Raw genomic sequence first — 14,035 nt, 5'->3', positions numbered from 1 at the left:
CCTGTCATGCGGCGCCGCCATGCGCCAGGCCCCGCTGCACCTTCCACGCCAGCGGCAAGGTCAGCAGCAATACGGCCGCCAGCGCCAGCAAGGCCGTGGGCACGCTCGTATGGTCGCCCAGCGCGCCGAACAGCACGGGCGACAGCGCGCCGCCGCCGATGCTGCCCGTGTAGAACAGGGCAAACGCGTGCTCGCGCCTGCCGGACTCGGCCAGTTCCGGTACCACGCCGTACAGCACGGACGAGGTGCCGTTCAGCGCCAGCCCCAGCAGTGGCAGCATGGCCATGATGCCAGCCAGCGGCAGCCACAGGGCCGCGACGATCAGCAGCGAGGTCATCGATTCCGTCAGCCACACGGTCTTCATCATGCCGATGCGCGCGCCCAGGTAGCCGCACAGCAACTTGCCGAAGGCGCCGCCCACGAACAGCAGCGACAAGGCCACGCCGATGCCGGCCGTGCCCGCGCCCTTGCTTTTCAGCAAGAACGGCAAGAAGGTGAGAAAACCCATCCGCACGGCGCTGTCCAGGGTGCCCGTTGCCAGCAGCGCGCGAAAGCTTGCTTTGGAGCCGCTGCCAGTGACGGGCTTGACCGCTTTCTTCTGACTGGCCTGGATCTCTTCCGGCTTCGGCAGCAACCACCACAGCAAGCCGGCCGCCGCCAGGCCCAGCAAGCCCAGCAAGGAAACGCTCGCTTGCCAGCTGCATACGAGCAACAGCAAGCCCACCAGCGCGGGAATCAGGGTCTTGCCGATATCGCCCGCAAAGTTATAGTGCGACAGCGCTTCCTTCACGCCGCCGCCCGCCTCGTGCGTATCGGTGACGATGGAAGACGCCAGCGGATGCTGGGTGCTGGCGCCCAGGCCGCCCAGCAGCAAGGCGATCAGCAGCACGGCCAGGCCGCCCGCCTGCCCCGCGATCAGGTAGGCGACGCCGGCCAGCGCCGTGCCGCCCACCAGCATGCGCTCGCGCCCCCAGCGCCTGGCCAGGCGGCTGGCCAGCAGCTGAAATCCGGCCATCATGCCCGAGTAGGACCCGCGCAACAGGCCCACCATGGCGTAGCTGATGGCAAACTGCGCCTGCCAGATGGGCAGCAGCACATAGATCACGTCCGTCAAACCGTCATGCACGGCATGCGCGCTGCAGGCGGCGAACAGCGAGCGGCGCCGGATCGATTTATCGGAAGGATGTGCTTCGGGGGACAGCGTGGCAACGGACGGTTCGGTCATGACTGTGCATGCGGGAAATCAGGAGGCATCCAGCTTACACCAATTGGCAAGTTCGCATCCTGAGCCAGCATGGGTGAACGCAGGAAGACGCGCGCGGCCTGGCGCCATCGCGTTGACGGCGCCAGGCCCCTGCACTACTTGGCCATCGCATCCTTGGCCATGCCATCCTTTTTCATTTCATCCTTTTTCATTTCATCCTTCTTCATACCGTCTTTCCCCATGGCATCTTTTGCCATGCCATCCTTGGCCATGTGATCCTTCTTCATGTGTTTCTTGGCCATCGGCTTGTGCATGCCGTCCTTGCCCATCGCATCCTTGTGCATGGCGTCGGCCGAGGCAGGCTTGGCCATCGCGTCTTTCTGCATGGCGTCCTGGGCAAACGCGGCGCCCGACATGAGGATGGCGGAAGCGATGATGGCGGCGAAGGTGGTAATGGTGGTTTTCATGATATGTCCTTGTCTCAGTGTTGGATGGGCGAGATTGCCCGGTGGTAAAACTATTGCTGCGCTACAGGGTGCTGCTTGCTGCTGAACATAAGGAAGGCCGGGAGGTGCTCAGGGCCAGGCGCATTGCCGCAGGCAGTACGACTAGTACGACAAGGCAATGCAACGCCGCCCTGGCCGGCTCCCCGGCCTTTCTAGGAACCGCCGAACCAGTTGTAGCCCTGATTCTCCCAATACCCTCCCGGGTAGGTATTCGTGACAAAAATGGCCTGGATGTGCTTGGGGTTCTTGTAGCCCAGCTTGGTCGGCATGCGCAATTTCATCGGGTAGCCGTATTTCGGCGGCAATTCCTGGCCGTCGTACGTGAGGGCCATGATGGTTTGCGGATGCAGGGCCGTGGCCATGTCGATGCTCGTGAAATAATCGTCGGCGCACTGGAAGCCGATGTATCTGGCCGTCGTGTCGGCGCCCACGCGCTTGAGGAAATGGGAAAACGGCACGCCGCCCCACTTGCCGATGGCGCTCCAGCCTTCCACGCAGATGTGGCGCGTGACCTGCGTTTCCTGCGGCAAGGCGCGCAGCTGCGGCAGGGTCCACGGCTTCTTGTCGGCGATCAAGCCGCTCAACTCCAGGCGCCAGGCGTCGCCATCGACCTGTTCCACCTCATCCTCGCCGTAATAGGCGTTGAAGGGAAACGGCCGCGTGATCATGGAGTCCGGGTAAGTCGGCGCCAGTTTGTTGGGGTCGAACAGCCAGCCCTGCACCCGGTCGTTCATGCGCGACACGGCCGTCAAGGCTGTCTCGATGCTGGACGGGTCGCTGGCGTTGCAACCCGTCAGCAAGGACAGGCCGCCCAGGGTCAGGCTGCGCTGCAAAAACAGGCGCCGCGACGGCTGTTTGATCTGGCGCAAGGCGTCGGCCAGCATGGCCTGGCCCTGCTCTTGCACGAGGATGGTTTTTTTCATGCTCATCTCCTTAGCGGCCGCGCAGCATGGCGACCAGGGTGCGCGGCACCAGTGCCACCATCAGCAGGTGCACGCCCACAAAGCCCGTCAGCAGCGCCATGGCGATGAAGTGGACCCTGCGCGCGCGCTCGTAGCCGCCCAGCAGTTCGCGCAGCAGGGGAAACTGCACGGATTTCCACAGCACCAGGCCGGACAGCACCAGCACGATGCAATCGAGCATCACGAACAGATAGGCGGCGCGCTGCACCATGTTGTAGCGGCGCGGGTCCGCATGGGCCAGCTTGCCCTTCAGCGCGGCGATGAAATCGGCCAGCAGCGCTCGCGGCGAGAGGGGAAAGAACTGGCGCCGCAGCCTTCCCGAGACGATATTGATGACCAGATACAGCAAACCATTGCCCACCAGCAGCCACATGGCGGCGAAATGCCATTGCAGGGCGCCGCCCAGCCAGCCGCCCAGGGTCAGCGCGCGTGGCAACTCGAACGGGAAGAATGGCGCCGCGTTGTAGATGCGCCAGCCGCTGGTGGCCAGCACTACCACGGCCACGGCATTGAACCAGTGCGTCAGGCGCAGCCAGGCAGGGTGGATCACGCTCGCTTGTCCGTTCATCACATCACCCCTTTCGCGCAGGATGCCGTACTGACGGCTTGCAGGATGGCGCTGCTGTCGGCCCGCTGCACGAAGGCGACGATTTGCAGGTTTTCCGGGCGCCAGCTGGCGGGCAGGCTGACTTCGCGGCGCAGCCGGGCGCGGCCTTGCGCCAGCGCAACCGGCCCCAGCCACAGGCGCACGGCCGCATCGTGATGCAGGGTGGCGCCGCGGTTTTCGCCGCGCAGCACGGTCGAGACGATGCCGTTTTCGCTGATGGCGACGTATAGCTGGCCGTCCGTCCGCGCGTCCGGCGCGCTGGCATCGGCTTCCAGCAGCAGCTTCCCACCCGGCGCCGGCGTGGCGGACAGGCGGATAGCGACGGGCGCGGCGGTCGCGTTGATGCGGCGGATGGCGGCCGGCAGCTGCGTATCCCAGCCGCGCAATTCCGTACCGCCCACGAAGAACTGGGGCGTATAGGCCACATGGCGCGGCTGGTGGCGCAACAGCTCGGCCTGGCGCGCATCGAATTGCGCCTGCGCCAGCGGGTCCGTCCAGCCGATCTGGTCCCAGTACGTGACGTGCAGGGCCAGCGGCACGATCAGGCTGGCCGCCCCCGCTTCCTTGCGCAAGGCGTTCAGGCGCCGGTCGGCGGGCGGGCAGCTGGAGCAGCCTTCGCTGCTGTACAGCTCCACCAGCGCCGCCGTCTGCGCACCGCTTTTGACTTCGCAGCGCTGGCCGGAAGCCATCTGCGCCATGGCCGGCGCTACCACAGCCATGCTCAGCAAGGGTAAAAGTAATGTTGCAAGGCGCTGCTTGATGTCCATGGTCTTTCACCGGTATATTAAAAATAGGAAGCGTGCTTGCCTGTCAATTCGCCGCACCGTGCGGATTGGTTACAGCCACCCTCAAATAATTTAAGATATATTTTTTTCAACGCCTGTCACCAAAGGCTTGCATGCAACGAATACCAATAAGCGAGCAGTTGCACGGCACGGAATTGCGGCTGCACGGCTTGATGCTGCGCGGCCTCGACGGCGATGCGGCGGCGTATCGAAGTTTCTTGCAGGCAAGCAGCGCCCATTTGCGCGCATTTTTCCGGCGCCGCCTGCAGCGCTGGCCGGACGAGGCGGAAGACCTGGTGCAGGAATGTTTATTAGCCATCCACAACCAGCGCTTGACGTATGACACGGGCGTGCCGCTGACGTCGTGGATCCATGCGATCGCGCGCTACAAGATGATCGACTGGCTGCGCCGGCACGGGCGGCGCGAGGCGCAGCACTTGCCGTATGACGAAGAAGATAGCGCGCAGGAACTGTTTTCCAGCGCCGATGCCGAGGCGGCCGAGGCCAGCCGCGACCTGGGCAAGCTGCTTGCCACCTTGCCGGCGCAGCAGCGCGACGCCATCGTGCATACCAAGCTCGACGGCTGGTCCGTGCGCGACACGGCGGCGGCCATGGACATTTCGGAAGCCAGCGTCAAGGTGGCCGTGCACCGCGGCTTGAAAGCACTGGCGGCCCATTTAAGGATAGAAGGAAGCGCACCATGAAAACCGATGACTTGATCGCCATGCTGGCCAGCGGCCCCGACGTGGCCGCCGCAGCGCCGCCCGGCACGCACTGGCGCGCCGCAGGCACTTTGGGCGCCGGCCTGCTGGCCAGCGTGGCCCTGATGGCCATGCTGCTGGGCGTGCGGCCCAACCTGGAACAGCTGGCCCAGCTGCCCGACTTCTGGATCAAGGTGGGCTTCGTCGTGTGCCTGTGCCTGGCGGCCTGGTACGTCAGCCGCCGCCTGTGCCTGCCGGGCGCCGCTACCCGCGCCCTGCCCCTGCTGCTCGCCATGCCCGTGCTGCTGATGTGGGCGCTGGGCGCCATCATCCTGAACGAAGCCCCGCCCGAACAGCGCGCCGAGCTGTTCTGGGGCGCCACCTGGCGCAGCTGCCCCCTGCTGATCGCCATGCTGTCGCTGCCCATCCTGGCCGCCGTGCTGCGCCTGATGCGCCAGCTGGCGCCCACGCGCCTGCGTCTGGCGGGCGCCGCCGCCGGGTTTGCCGCCGGCGCCATGGCCGCACTCGTGTATTGCCTGCATTGCCCGGAGCTGGCGGCCAGCTTCGTCGGCTTCTGGTACGTGCTGGGCATGCTGGTGCCGACCGCCATCGGCGCCGCCATCGGTCCCAAAGTGCTGGCCTGGTAGGGGGCCTACAAGGTCAGTTGCAGACTTTGGCAAAGAGTTGAATCCGTTTTTTGTAGCCGTTCGTATAAGTCAGGCAGCCTGCAGTTTCTTGGACTTGTCTGTCAACGCCAACAAAAATCGGGAGAATCGAAATGTCATTGTCACACTCGAAAACCGCACTGGGTGCCGCCCTCCTGGGCAACCTTCTCGCCGTTTCCTTCACTTTGGCCATCGCGCCAGCCGCCTACGCGTCCAGCCACCGCGAAGCGCCGTTCATCACGCAAAACCCCAAAGTCGACGCCACCGACTTCTACATGTTCCGCAGCTATGAAGCGGGCCGCGGCGCCTACACCACCCTGGTGGCCGACTATATTCCCCTGCAGGACGCCTACGGCGGCCCGAATTATTTCGCCATGGACCCGAACGCCCTGTACGAAATCCATATCGACAACAATGGCGACGGCAAGGAAGACCTCACCTTCCAGTTCCGCTTCAACAACACCATCAAGGACGGCCAGTTCACCGTGGGCGGCAAGAAAGTGTCGATTCCGCTCGTCATCAACGGCGGCGCCATCGATTCCGTCAACCCGGCCGGCCTGAACGTGCGCGAAACCTACAGCGTGACGGTGGTGCGGGGCGACCGCCGCTCGGGCACGCGCAGCAGCGTGACCAATGCCACGGGCGGCGGCACGACGTTCGACAAGCCCGTCGACTACATTGGTACCAAGTCCATCCCCAACTATGCCGCGTATGCCGCGCAGCACGTCTACACGGTCAACATCCCCGGCTGCGCCACGCCGGCGCGCATGTTCGTCGGCCAGCGCAAGGACCCGTTCGTGGTGAACCTGGGCGAAACGTTTGACTTGATTAACATCAAGGCGCCCGCCACGGAGTTTGCCGCGAATGCGGAGTCGGCTGCCAAGGATGACCTGGCACGCAAGAACGTCACGGCCATCGAGATGGAAGTGCCGACCGCCTGCCTCACGGCCGGCAGCGACCCCGTCATCGGCGGCTGGACCACGGCCAGCCTGCGCCAGGGTCGTTTGCTGAACCCGGCGCCGGGCAGCACCGCGGCATCGAAGGAAGGCGGCGCGTGGGTGCAAGTGTCGCGCCTGGGCATGCCGCTGGTAAATGAACTGGTCATCGGTCTGAAGGACAAAGACCGTTTCAACGCCAGCAAACCGTCCGGCGATGCGCAGTTTGCCGACTATGTCACCAACCCGACGGCGCCGGCGCTGGTGGAAGTGCTGTTCGGCTCGGCAGGCGCCAAGGCGCCCACCAACTTCCCCCGCAACGACCTGGTGGCCACCTTCTTGACGGGCATCAAGGGCGTCAACCAGCCCGTCACCGTGACGGCATCGGAAATGCTGCGCCTGAATACGTCCATCGCGCCCACCGCCGTGGGATCGCAAAAGCGCCTGGGCGTGATCGATGGCGACAACGCAGGCTTCCCGAACGGCCGCCGCCCTGGCGACGACGTGGTCGACGTGGTGCTGCGCGTGGCCATGGGCAAACTATGCACCTTGAACATCGGCTGCGCCCCGGCCGACGCACCGGCCGGCGCCCTGCACTTCACGGACGGCGCTTTCCTGGATGAAACCTTCTTCACGGCGGGTTTCCCTTACCTGAAAACGCCCGTGGCCGGTTCGCCACAGCAGTAACAAGGAGAACGCGATGAAAAAGCTCTATCTGATCGGCGCCCTGGCGCTCGCGGCCCTGCTGGCCGGCTGCGGTGGCGGCGGCAGCAGCCATGGTGGCGATAACGGCAACGGCGGCACCACGCCGCCGCCCGTGGTCTTGCTCGATGCGTTTTATATGGCCGTCAGCAACGTCATCCTGACCACCAGCGATGACAAGGATGGCGTCGCCATCGACGCCATCATGGCGACGTCGCCGGAAGACACGGAACCGGTGCCGCTGTAAAGCCCTTGCGGGCGCCGGGGAGTCCGCTCTCCGGCGCCCGCATCAATGACTGTTGATGGCATCCATGATGAAAACACCGATTTCCCTGCTGTGCGCCTGCCTGCCCCTGCTGGCCCAGGCCGCGCCCTACACGCCGAAAGACGGCGGCGCCGTCATCGAACAGCTGCCGCGCCGCGCCGACACCACGCAGAGCGAGCTGCGCGGCCTGCGCCAGCAATTGAATGCCACGCCGCAAGACCTGGCCTTGGCGGCAAGCCTGGCGCAGCGCTACATCGCCCTGGCGCGCAGCGAAACGGACCCGCGCTACCTCGGCTACGCGCAAGCGGCCTTGGCGCCCTGGTGGCGGCAAGCGGCACCGCCCCTGCCCGTGCGCCTGCTGCGCGCCACCATATTGCAAAGCACCCACAAGTTCGGTCTCGCCCTGCAAGACCTCGACGCCGTCATCGCGCAGGAACCGGCGAATGGCCAGGCCTGGCTGACGCGCGCCACCGTCCTGACCGTGCAGGGCGATTACGCGCAGGCGACAGCCAGCTGCGCCCGCCTGTCAGCGCTCACGACGCAGCTGGTCACCGTCACCTGCCTTGCCAATATCGCCAGCGTCACGGGGCGCGCCGCCGCCAGCGAGCGCCTGCTGGACCTGACCCTGCAAAGAAGTGCCGGCGCGGCGCCCGAGCTGGAAAGCTGGGCCGCCACCCTGCTGGCGGAAATGGCCACGCGGCGCGGAGATTCAACGCTGGCCGAGGCGCGCTACACCAAGGCACTGGCGCGGCAGCCGCGCGACAGCTATCTGCTGGGCGCCTACGCGGATTTCCTGCTCGACCGGCAGCGTCCGCAGGAAGTCGTCCAGCTGCTGCAGGACCGGCAGCGCATCGACGCCCTGCTGCTGCGTTACGCGCTGGCCCTGCAATCGCTGCCCGGCCAGCAAGCGGCATTCCAGGCGGCCAAGGCCGAGCTGGCGGCCCGCTTCACCGCCGCCATGCAGCGGGGCGACACCGTGCACCAGCGCGAGCAAGCCCGTTTCGCCCTGTTTTTGCAAAAAGATGTGCCGGCCGCCCTGCAGCTGGCGCAGCAGAACTGGGCCATCCAGAAGGAAGTGCCCGACATGCGCATCCTGCTCGAAGCGGCCCTGGCCGCGCACAATGACGGCGCCGCGCAACCGGTGCTGGCCTGGATCGGGGCCAACGGCGTGGAAGACGTGGCTCTGCAGCGCCTCGTCAGGCAGCTGGGCCCGCAGGATGGGCAAAAAGTCAGTATTATCAGGAAAGCAGGTGTGCTGTGAGGTGTGCTGTAAAGCGCTGCCTGTTCATCCTGCTCCTGTGCGCCTGGCTGGCCCCCGCGCAGGCGCACAAGCCCAGCGACAGCTATCTGAGCCTGGCCGTGCACGGCCAGCAGGTCGAGGGGCAATGGGATATCGCCCTGCGCGACCTCGATTTCGCCATCGGCCTCGATGGCAATGGCGATGGCGCCCTGACCTGGGATGAAATCCGCGCGCGCCATGCGGCGATTGCCGCCTATGCGCTGCAGCGCCTGCAGCTGGCCAGCGACCAGGGCGTCTGCCCCTTGCAAGCCATCGAACAGCTGGTCGACAGCCACACGGACGGCGCCTACAACGTGCTGCGCTTCCAGGCCACTTGCCCGGGCGGCGCTGCGCCGGCCAGTGTGACCATTGGCTACACGCTGTTCGCCGACCTCGATCCGCAGCACAAGGGGCTGCTCAAGATCGATAGCGGCGGCGCCACGCAAACGGCCATCTTCGACCCGAACAGCCCGCGCCAGACCATTTCGCTGGCCGCACCCGACCGCCTGGCGCAGTTCGGCGCCTACGTCAAACACGGCATCTGGCATATCTGGATCGGCTACGACCATATTTTGTTTTTGCTGTCGCTGCTGCTGCCGGCCGTGCTGCTAAAAAGTCCAAATGACACGGACCGTTTAAACCCAACGGCAGAGAGCTGGGGTCTGTCCTTCCAGGAGCGGAATGTGCCCCATTCGGGCATATTCCCCCTGAGGGTCCGACCCCAGACTTTGCCTCTGGGTTTGAATGCGGCGTTTATTGACGTTTTCAAAGTCGTCACGGCGTTCACGCTCGCCCATTCCATCACATTGAGCCTGGCCAGCCTGTCCGTGGTGTCGCTGCCGTCGCGCTGGGTGGAGTCGGCCATCGCCGCTTCCGTGATCCTGGCCGCGCTGAACAACCTGCTGCCCCTGTTCCGGGGCAAGCGCCCCGTGGCAGCCTTTGCCTTCGGCCTGATCCACGGCTTCGGCTTTGCCAGCGTGCTGCGCGACCTGGGCTTGCCGCAAGGCTCGCTGCTGGCCAGCCTGCTGGGCTTCAACGTGGGCGTGGAACTGGGCCAGCTGGCCATCGTCGCCGCGTTTCTGCCCCTCGCGTGGCTGCTGCGCAAGACCTGGCTGTACCGGCAAGTGCTGACCGTGGGCTCGCTGGCGATTGCCCTGGTGGCGTGCGTGTGGCTGGTGGAGCGGGTGGCCGATATCAGGCTGATCCCGGCCTGATGCCGGCCCGAAAGCGTTGCTGGCCCGCCACTGCCGGGCCACAAGTCGCGGCAATCGGGCTACAATACGAACAATTCTCAATCGCATCAAGGCCTGTCTGTCCTGTGGACCGTGGCATGGAAAGGTTGCATGCTACGCCCCGAACTGGAACTGCACCATCAAATCGAAATCCTGTACAGCGACCATCACGGCTGGCTGCAGGGCTGGCTGCGCCGCAAGCTGGGCAACGCCTTCGATGCGGCCGACCTGGCGCACGACACGTATCTGCGCATCCTCGCGCGGGGCCGCGCGCCCCAGCCGGAAGAATCGCGCCAGCATCTGGCGCAGATCGCCAACGGCCTGGTGGTGGACCTGTTCCGCCGACGGCATATCGAGGCCGCCTATGCGGACGCCATCGCCGCGCAGCCGGAAGCGACTGTCCCCACGCCGGAAATGCGCGCGCTGATCGTCGAGACACTGCTGGAAATCGACGCCATCCTCGCCAGCCTGCCAGCCAAGGTGCGCGACGCCTTCCTGCTGTGCAAGCTCGAAGGCATGGCGTATGCCGACATCGCCGCGCGCCTGGGCGTATCCGTCTCGTCCGTGGAAAAATACATCGCCCGCGCCCTGCTGGCCTGCTGCGCGGCGCAATTCGCATGAGTTCCCAACCGGACGGCGCACCCATCGCCCCCGCCGCGCTGCAGCGCGCCGCCGAGTGGATGGCGCGGCTGTGGGCGGAAGACGCCAGCGTGGCCGACGCGGATGCGTGCGCCGCCTGGCGCGCCGCCCACCCCGAGCACGAGCGGGCCTGGGCCCGGCTGCAGCGCTTCGCCCGGCAATTCGACGCTTTGCCGCGCGAGGTCGCGCGCGGCGCGCTGGCGCCGGTCCAGCGCCGTGCCACCGGGCGCCGGCGCGCCTTGCAGCTGCTGGGCCTGATCGCGGCGGGCGGCGGCACGGCCCTGCTGGCGCACGAATCCGGCCTGTGGCAACGAACGGGCATGGGCAGCGACTACCGCACTGCCGTGGGCGAGACGCGCGCCATCGTGCTGGCCGACGGCACGCAGGTGGTGCTCGACACGGCCAGCGCCATCGACGTGCGCTACAACGCCGGCGAACGGCGCATCGTGCTGCGCGCGGGCGCCATCCTCGTCACCAGCGCGCATGAAAACGCGGCAGTCTACCGCCCTCTGCTGGTGGCAACGCCGCAGGGCACGGCCACGGCACTGGGTACGCGCTTCTCCGTGCGCCTCGACGATGGCGTCAGCCAGGTCGCCGTCTTCCAGGGCGCCGTGGCCCTGCAGCCGGCCCGCGCCGGGGCGGAATCCCTGCATCTGCAGGCGGCCCAGCGCGCCGGCTACACGCGGCAGGACGTGCAGGACGTGGCGAGCGTGGAAGACAACGCCGCCGCCTGGGCGCAGGGCAGCCTGGTGGCCGAGCGCATGCGCCTTGATGACTTGCTGGCCGAGCTGGGCCGCTACCGCCATGGCGTGCTGCGCTGCGACGAGTCCATCGCCGCTCTGCGCGTGACGGGCGTGTATACGCTGCGCGACACGGACCGCTCGCTGGCCAACCTGGCCCTGAGCCTGCCCGTGCAATTGCGCTACCGCACGCGCTACTGGGTCAGCGTGGGGCCGCGCCAGGCGTCCTGAAAAATACCTGCAAAATAATTGAAAAAACGTTGAGGGTTTTGGCTTTTCGTTCGGAATACGGGAAGAACGATTTTTTTCCCGCCACTTTCCAAGGATTTGCACCATGCCTGCTCGCCTGACCGCTCCCGCACCCAAGCTGCGCCCGTTTCCCCTCGCCGCCGCCATCCAGGCCCTGTTCCTCGCTGGTGCCGCCGTGGGCGCCCTGGCCGTCACGGCACCAGCCGCCCACGCCCAGGCGGCAGGCAACACGCGGGCGCAGCGCCAGTACGCCATTCCCGCCGGACCGCTGGAACGCGCGCTGACCAGTTTCGCCAGCACGGCCGGGGTGGAACTGTCGGCCGATGCCGCGCTCCTGCAGGGCAAGCGCAGCGGCGGGCTGGCGGGCAGCTACACGGTGCGCCAGGGCTTCGAGGAACTGCTGCGCGGCCAGGGCCTGCGCCTGGTGGCGGGCGCGCATGGCGCGTATGCGCTGCGCGCGGACGCCTCCGCGGCACAGACGCCAGCGCCGGCCCAGGCCAGCGCCACCCTGCCCGCGATCACCATCAATGCGAGCAGCGAGCGCGAGACGGCCACGGGCCCCGTGCGCGGCTATGTGGCACGGCGCGCCGCCTCGGCCACCAAGACCGACACGGCCCTGAACGAGAACCCGCAATCCGTCTCGGTGGTCACGGCCGATGAAATCAGCGACCGCAATGCCGAATCGCTCGACGAAACCCTGCGCTACACGGCCGGCGTGACGCCGAACCAGCGCCCGCTGGGCAGCGACGATTCCTCGCTGCTGCGCGGCTTCACCATCGAGACGAACGGCATCCTGCAGGATGGCTTGCGCAATTCGGGCCGCACCTTTGGCGCCTCGATCGAGCCGTATGGCCTGGAACGCCTGGAAGTGCTGCGCGGCCCCGCGTCCGTGCTGTATGGGCAGATTCCGCCCGGCGGCATGGTCAACGCCGTCAGCAAGCGCCCCAGCGCGGATGCCGTGCGCGAAGTGGGGATTGAGTACGGCAGCTACCAGCGCCGCCAGCTGAAAGCCGACGTGGGCGGCGCGCTTGACGCACACGGCGACTGGACCTACCGGGTCGTCATGCTGGGCCGCGAAGCCCATACGCGGCTGGAGCGCGACCGCGACAACCGCCTGTACTTCGCGCCTTCGCTCACGTGGCAGGCGGGACCGGCCACGCGCCTGACTTTGCTGGCCCGCTACGAACAGGACAACCAGCAGTACGCGTTTCCCAACCAGCTGCTGCAGCCTGGCCCGCGCGGCCAGGTCGATCCGAAAGTCAACCTGATGGGCGCCGATAACCGCTTCAAGCGCCGCAATACCATGCTGGGCTACGAGTTCGAGCACAGCTTCAATGACACCTGGTCGCTGCGCCAGAACCTGCGCTACACGCGCCTGAACAACGACCGCACGGACATGTTCCCCCTGGGCCTGAATGACGATGGCACGGTGGAGCGCTATTTCATGCCCGTCGATACGGCGTCGAAAAGTCTGTTCGCCGACACCCAGCTGCAGGCGCGCTTTGCCGCTGGCGCCCTGGCGCACCAGGTGCTGCTGGGCGTCGATTACGCGAACATCCGCAACACGGACGACTACCGCCATCAAAAAGGCTTTATCGCGCCGATCGACCTGTACCAGCCCGTGTACGGCAAGCAGCCGCTGCTTCCCGCCAAGGCGCCCACGCGCGCTGAAGCGCCGTCGCGCCAGCTGGGCCTGTATGCGCAGGATCAATTGAAATGGGACCACTGGGTCGTGACGGCCGGCCTGCGCCGCGACAAGGCCACGCAGTCGCGCGACGTCACAGACCTCCATAGCGGCGCCGTCAAACCCGACTTCCACCAGTCGCCATCGGCCACCACGGGCCGCGTGGGCGCCGTCTACCTGCTCGATGGCGGCTGGGCGCCGTACGTCAGCTACGCCACTTCGTTCTCGCCCGAACTGGGCATCACGGCCAACGGCAGCGCCCTGAAGCCATCGCGCGGCAAGCAGTTCGAGGCGGGCGTGCGCTACGAACCCGTGGGCCAGCGGGCCAGCTACACGGCGGCCGTCTTCGACCTGGTGCGCGACAACGTCACCACCTCCGACATCGGCAATCCGGGCCGCCTGCAGCAAACGGGCCAGGTGGGCTCGCGCGGCCTGGAACTGGAAGCGCGCACGGAGTTTGCCAGCCGCCTGAGCCTGATCGCGCAATACACCTACCTCGATACGGAAGTCAGGAAGAGCAATAACGGCGACCTGGGTCTGCAGCAAGCGGGCGCGCCGCGCCACAGCGCCTCGGCCTGGGCCCGCCAAGCGTTCAACCTGGGCACGGCGCTGCCCGCGTATGCGGCGCTGGGCATGCGCTTTCTCGGCGCCATGCGCTCGAACTCCGACGGCGAGAACCTGAATATCCGCAATGGCGGCATCACGCAGTGGGACGCGGCGCTGGGCCTGTCGCGCGGACCGTGGCAGTTTGCCCTCAACGTCAACAATGTGCTCAACAAGCAGACCCTGTATGACTGCGGCTACCTGCCCAATCTGTGCTACCGCAATGCCGAACGCACGGCCAACGTCAGCGCCATGTACCGCTTTTGATGCCATCGCT

14 protein-coding genes are annotated in these 14,035 nt (G+C 66.4%); 9 read left to right on the top strand and 5 right to left on the bottom strand.

All coding sequences use genetic code 11. The features are described from left to right. Positions 1-4 precede the first annotated feature (4 nt). From OX462_RS13090 to OX462_RS13070, 5 genes are all read right to left on the bottom strand, one after another. Positions 5-1,225 carry an MFS transporter gene (locus OX462_RS13090; protein ID WP_409028632.1) on the bottom strand — a complete coding sequence of 407 codons (1,221 nt, stop codon included), beginning with the start codon at positions 1,223-1,225 and terminating at the stop codon, positions 5-7. Between the two features lie 134 nt (positions 1,226-1,359). Further along, entirely contained in the window at positions 1,360-1,671 is a 312-nt protein-coding gene (locus tag OX462_RS13085; protein WP_070218428.1) for a pentapeptide MXKDX repeat protein, read from the bottom strand. A 191-nt stretch (positions 1,672-1,862) separates the two neighbouring features. Next, entirely contained in the window at positions 1,863-2,639 is a 777-nt protein-coding gene (locus tag OX462_RS13080; protein ID WP_409028631.1) for a molybdopterin-dependent oxidoreductase, read from the bottom strand. 4 nt (positions 2,640-2,643) lie between these two features. Further along, positions 2,644-3,240 carry a cytochrome b/b6 domain-containing protein gene (locus OX462_RS13075; RefSeq protein WP_409028630.1) on the bottom strand — a complete coding sequence of 199 codons (597 nt, stop codon included), beginning with the start codon at positions 3,238-3,240 and terminating at the stop codon, positions 2,644-2,646. Continuing rightward, positions 3,240-4,046 carry a DUF1223 domain-containing protein gene (locus OX462_RS13070; RefSeq protein ID WP_409028629.1) on the bottom strand — a complete coding sequence of 269 codons (807 nt, stop codon included), beginning with the start codon at positions 4,044-4,046 and terminating at the stop codon, positions 3,240-3,242. The genes OX462_RS13075 and OX462_RS13070 overlap by 1 nt, the downstream gene beginning before the upstream one ends. Before the next feature lie 131 nt (positions 4,047-4,177). Between OX462_RS13070 and OX462_RS13065 the strand changes: the two genes are divergently transcribed. From OX462_RS13065 to OX462_RS13025, 9 genes are all read left to right on the top strand, one after another. Then, positions 4,178-4,768 carry a sigma-70 family RNA polymerase sigma factor gene (locus tag OX462_RS13065; RefSeq protein ID WP_070292257.1) on the top strand — a complete coding sequence of 197 codons (591 nt, stop codon included), beginning with the start codon at positions 4,178-4,180 and terminating at the stop codon, positions 4,766-4,768. After that, positions 4,765-5,412: an NrsF family protein gene (locus OX462_RS13060; RefSeq protein WP_070292256.1), complete on the top strand. Its 648-nt coding sequence runs from the start codon at positions 4,765-4,767 to the stop codon at positions 5,410-5,412. Before OX462_RS13065 ends, OX462_RS13060 begins: the two co-directional genes overlap by 4 nt. 131 nt (positions 5,413-5,543) lie before the next feature. Further along, positions 5,544-7,052 carry a DUF4331 domain-containing protein gene (locus tag OX462_RS13055; RefSeq protein WP_409028628.1) on the top strand — a complete coding sequence of 503 codons (1,509 nt, stop codon included), beginning with the start codon at positions 5,544-5,546 and terminating at the stop codon, positions 7,050-7,052. A gap of 13 nt (positions 7,053-7,065) precedes the next feature. After that, positions 7,066-7,314, top strand: coding sequence for a hypothetical protein (locus OX462_RS13050; RefSeq protein WP_070218433.1), 249 nt, complete (start codon positions 7,066-7,068; stop codon positions 7,312-7,314). A gap of 64 nt (positions 7,315-7,378) precedes the next feature. Then, positions 7,379-8,593, top strand: a complete 1,215-nt coding sequence (locus OX462_RS13045; RefSeq protein ID WP_409028627.1) for a tetratricopeptide repeat protein — start codon at positions 7,379-7,381, stop codon at positions 8,591-8,593. Further along, positions 8,590-9,825 carry a HupE/UreJ family protein gene (locus OX462_RS13040; RefSeq protein WP_409028626.1) on the top strand — a complete coding sequence of 412 codons (1,236 nt, stop codon included), beginning with the start codon at positions 8,590-8,592 and terminating at the stop codon, positions 9,823-9,825. Before OX462_RS13045 ends, OX462_RS13040 begins: the two co-directional genes overlap by 4 nt. 129 nt (positions 9,826-9,954) lie before the next feature. Further along, entirely contained in the window at positions 9,955-10,464 is a 510-nt protein-coding gene (locus OX462_RS13035) for a sigma-70 family RNA polymerase sigma factor (protein ID WP_230502962.1), read from the top strand. Next, complete coding sequence (locus OX462_RS13030; RefSeq protein ID WP_409028625.1) at positions 10,461-11,453, top strand: FecR domain-containing protein; 993 nt, start codon at positions 10,461-10,463, stop codon at positions 11,451-11,453. The genes OX462_RS13035 and OX462_RS13030 overlap by 4 nt, the downstream gene beginning before the upstream one ends. 103 nt (positions 11,454-11,556) lie before the next feature. Further along, a complete protein-coding gene (locus OX462_RS13025; RefSeq protein ID WP_409028624.1) occupies positions 11,557-14,025 on the top strand; it encodes a TonB-dependent siderophore receptor in 2,469 nt (822 codons plus the stop codon). The last annotated feature ends 10 nt before the right edge of the window (positions 14,026-14,035 follow it).

The organism is Janthinobacterium aestuarii (genome assembly GCF_046113285.1).
Classification (GTDB): domain Bacteria; phylum Pseudomonadota; class Gammaproteobacteria; order Burkholderiales; family Burkholderiaceae_D; genus Janthinobacterium.
This window is presented reverse-complemented; position numbering and strand designations above follow the sequence as displayed.

Coding starts and splice junctions, on each gene's coding strand:
- OX462_RS13090 (WP_409028632.1), bottom strand. CDS start 1,225: ATGACCGAACCGTCCGTTGCCACGCTGTCCCCCGAAGCACATCCTTCC.
- OX462_RS13085 (WP_070218428.1), bottom strand. CDS start 1,671: ATGAAAACCACCATTACCACCTTCGCCGCCATCATCGCTTCCGCCATC.
- OX462_RS13080 (WP_409028631.1), bottom strand. CDS start 2,639: ATGAGCATGAAAAAAACCATCCTCGTGCAAGAGCAGGGCCAGGCCATG.
- OX462_RS13075 (WP_409028630.1), bottom strand. CDS start 3,240: ATGAACGGACAAGCGAGCGTGATCCACCCTGCCTGGCTGCGCCTGACG.
- OX462_RS13070 (WP_409028629.1), bottom strand. CDS start 4,046: ATGGACATCAAGCAGCGCCTTGCAACATTACTTTTACCCTTGCTGAGC.
- OX462_RS13065 (WP_070292257.1), top strand. CDS start 4,178: ATGCAACGAATACCAATAAGCGAGCAGTTGCACGGCACGGAATTGCGG.
- OX462_RS13060 (WP_070292256.1), top strand. CDS start 4,765: ATGAAAACCGATGACTTGATCGCCATGCTGGCCAGCGGCCCCGACGTG.
- OX462_RS13055 (WP_409028628.1), top strand. CDS start 5,544: ATGTCATTGTCACACTCGAAAACCGCACTGGGTGCCGCCCTCCTGGGC.
- OX462_RS13050 (WP_070218433.1), top strand. CDS start 7,066: ATGAAAAAGCTCTATCTGATCGGCGCCCTGGCGCTCGCGGCCCTGCTG.
- OX462_RS13045 (WP_409028627.1), top strand. CDS start 7,379: ATGATGAAAACACCGATTTCCCTGCTGTGCGCCTGCCTGCCCCTGCTG.
- OX462_RS13035 (WP_230502962.1), top strand. CDS start 9,955: ATGCTACGCCCCGAACTGGAACTGCACCATCAAATCGAAATCCTGTAC.
- OX462_RS13030 (WP_409028625.1), top strand. CDS start 10,461: ATGAGTTCCCAACCGGACGGCGCACCCATCGCCCCCGCCGCGCTGCAG.
- OX462_RS13025 (WP_409028624.1), top strand. CDS start 11,557: ATGCCTGCTCGCCTGACCGCTCCCGCACCCAAGCTGCGCCCGTTTCCC.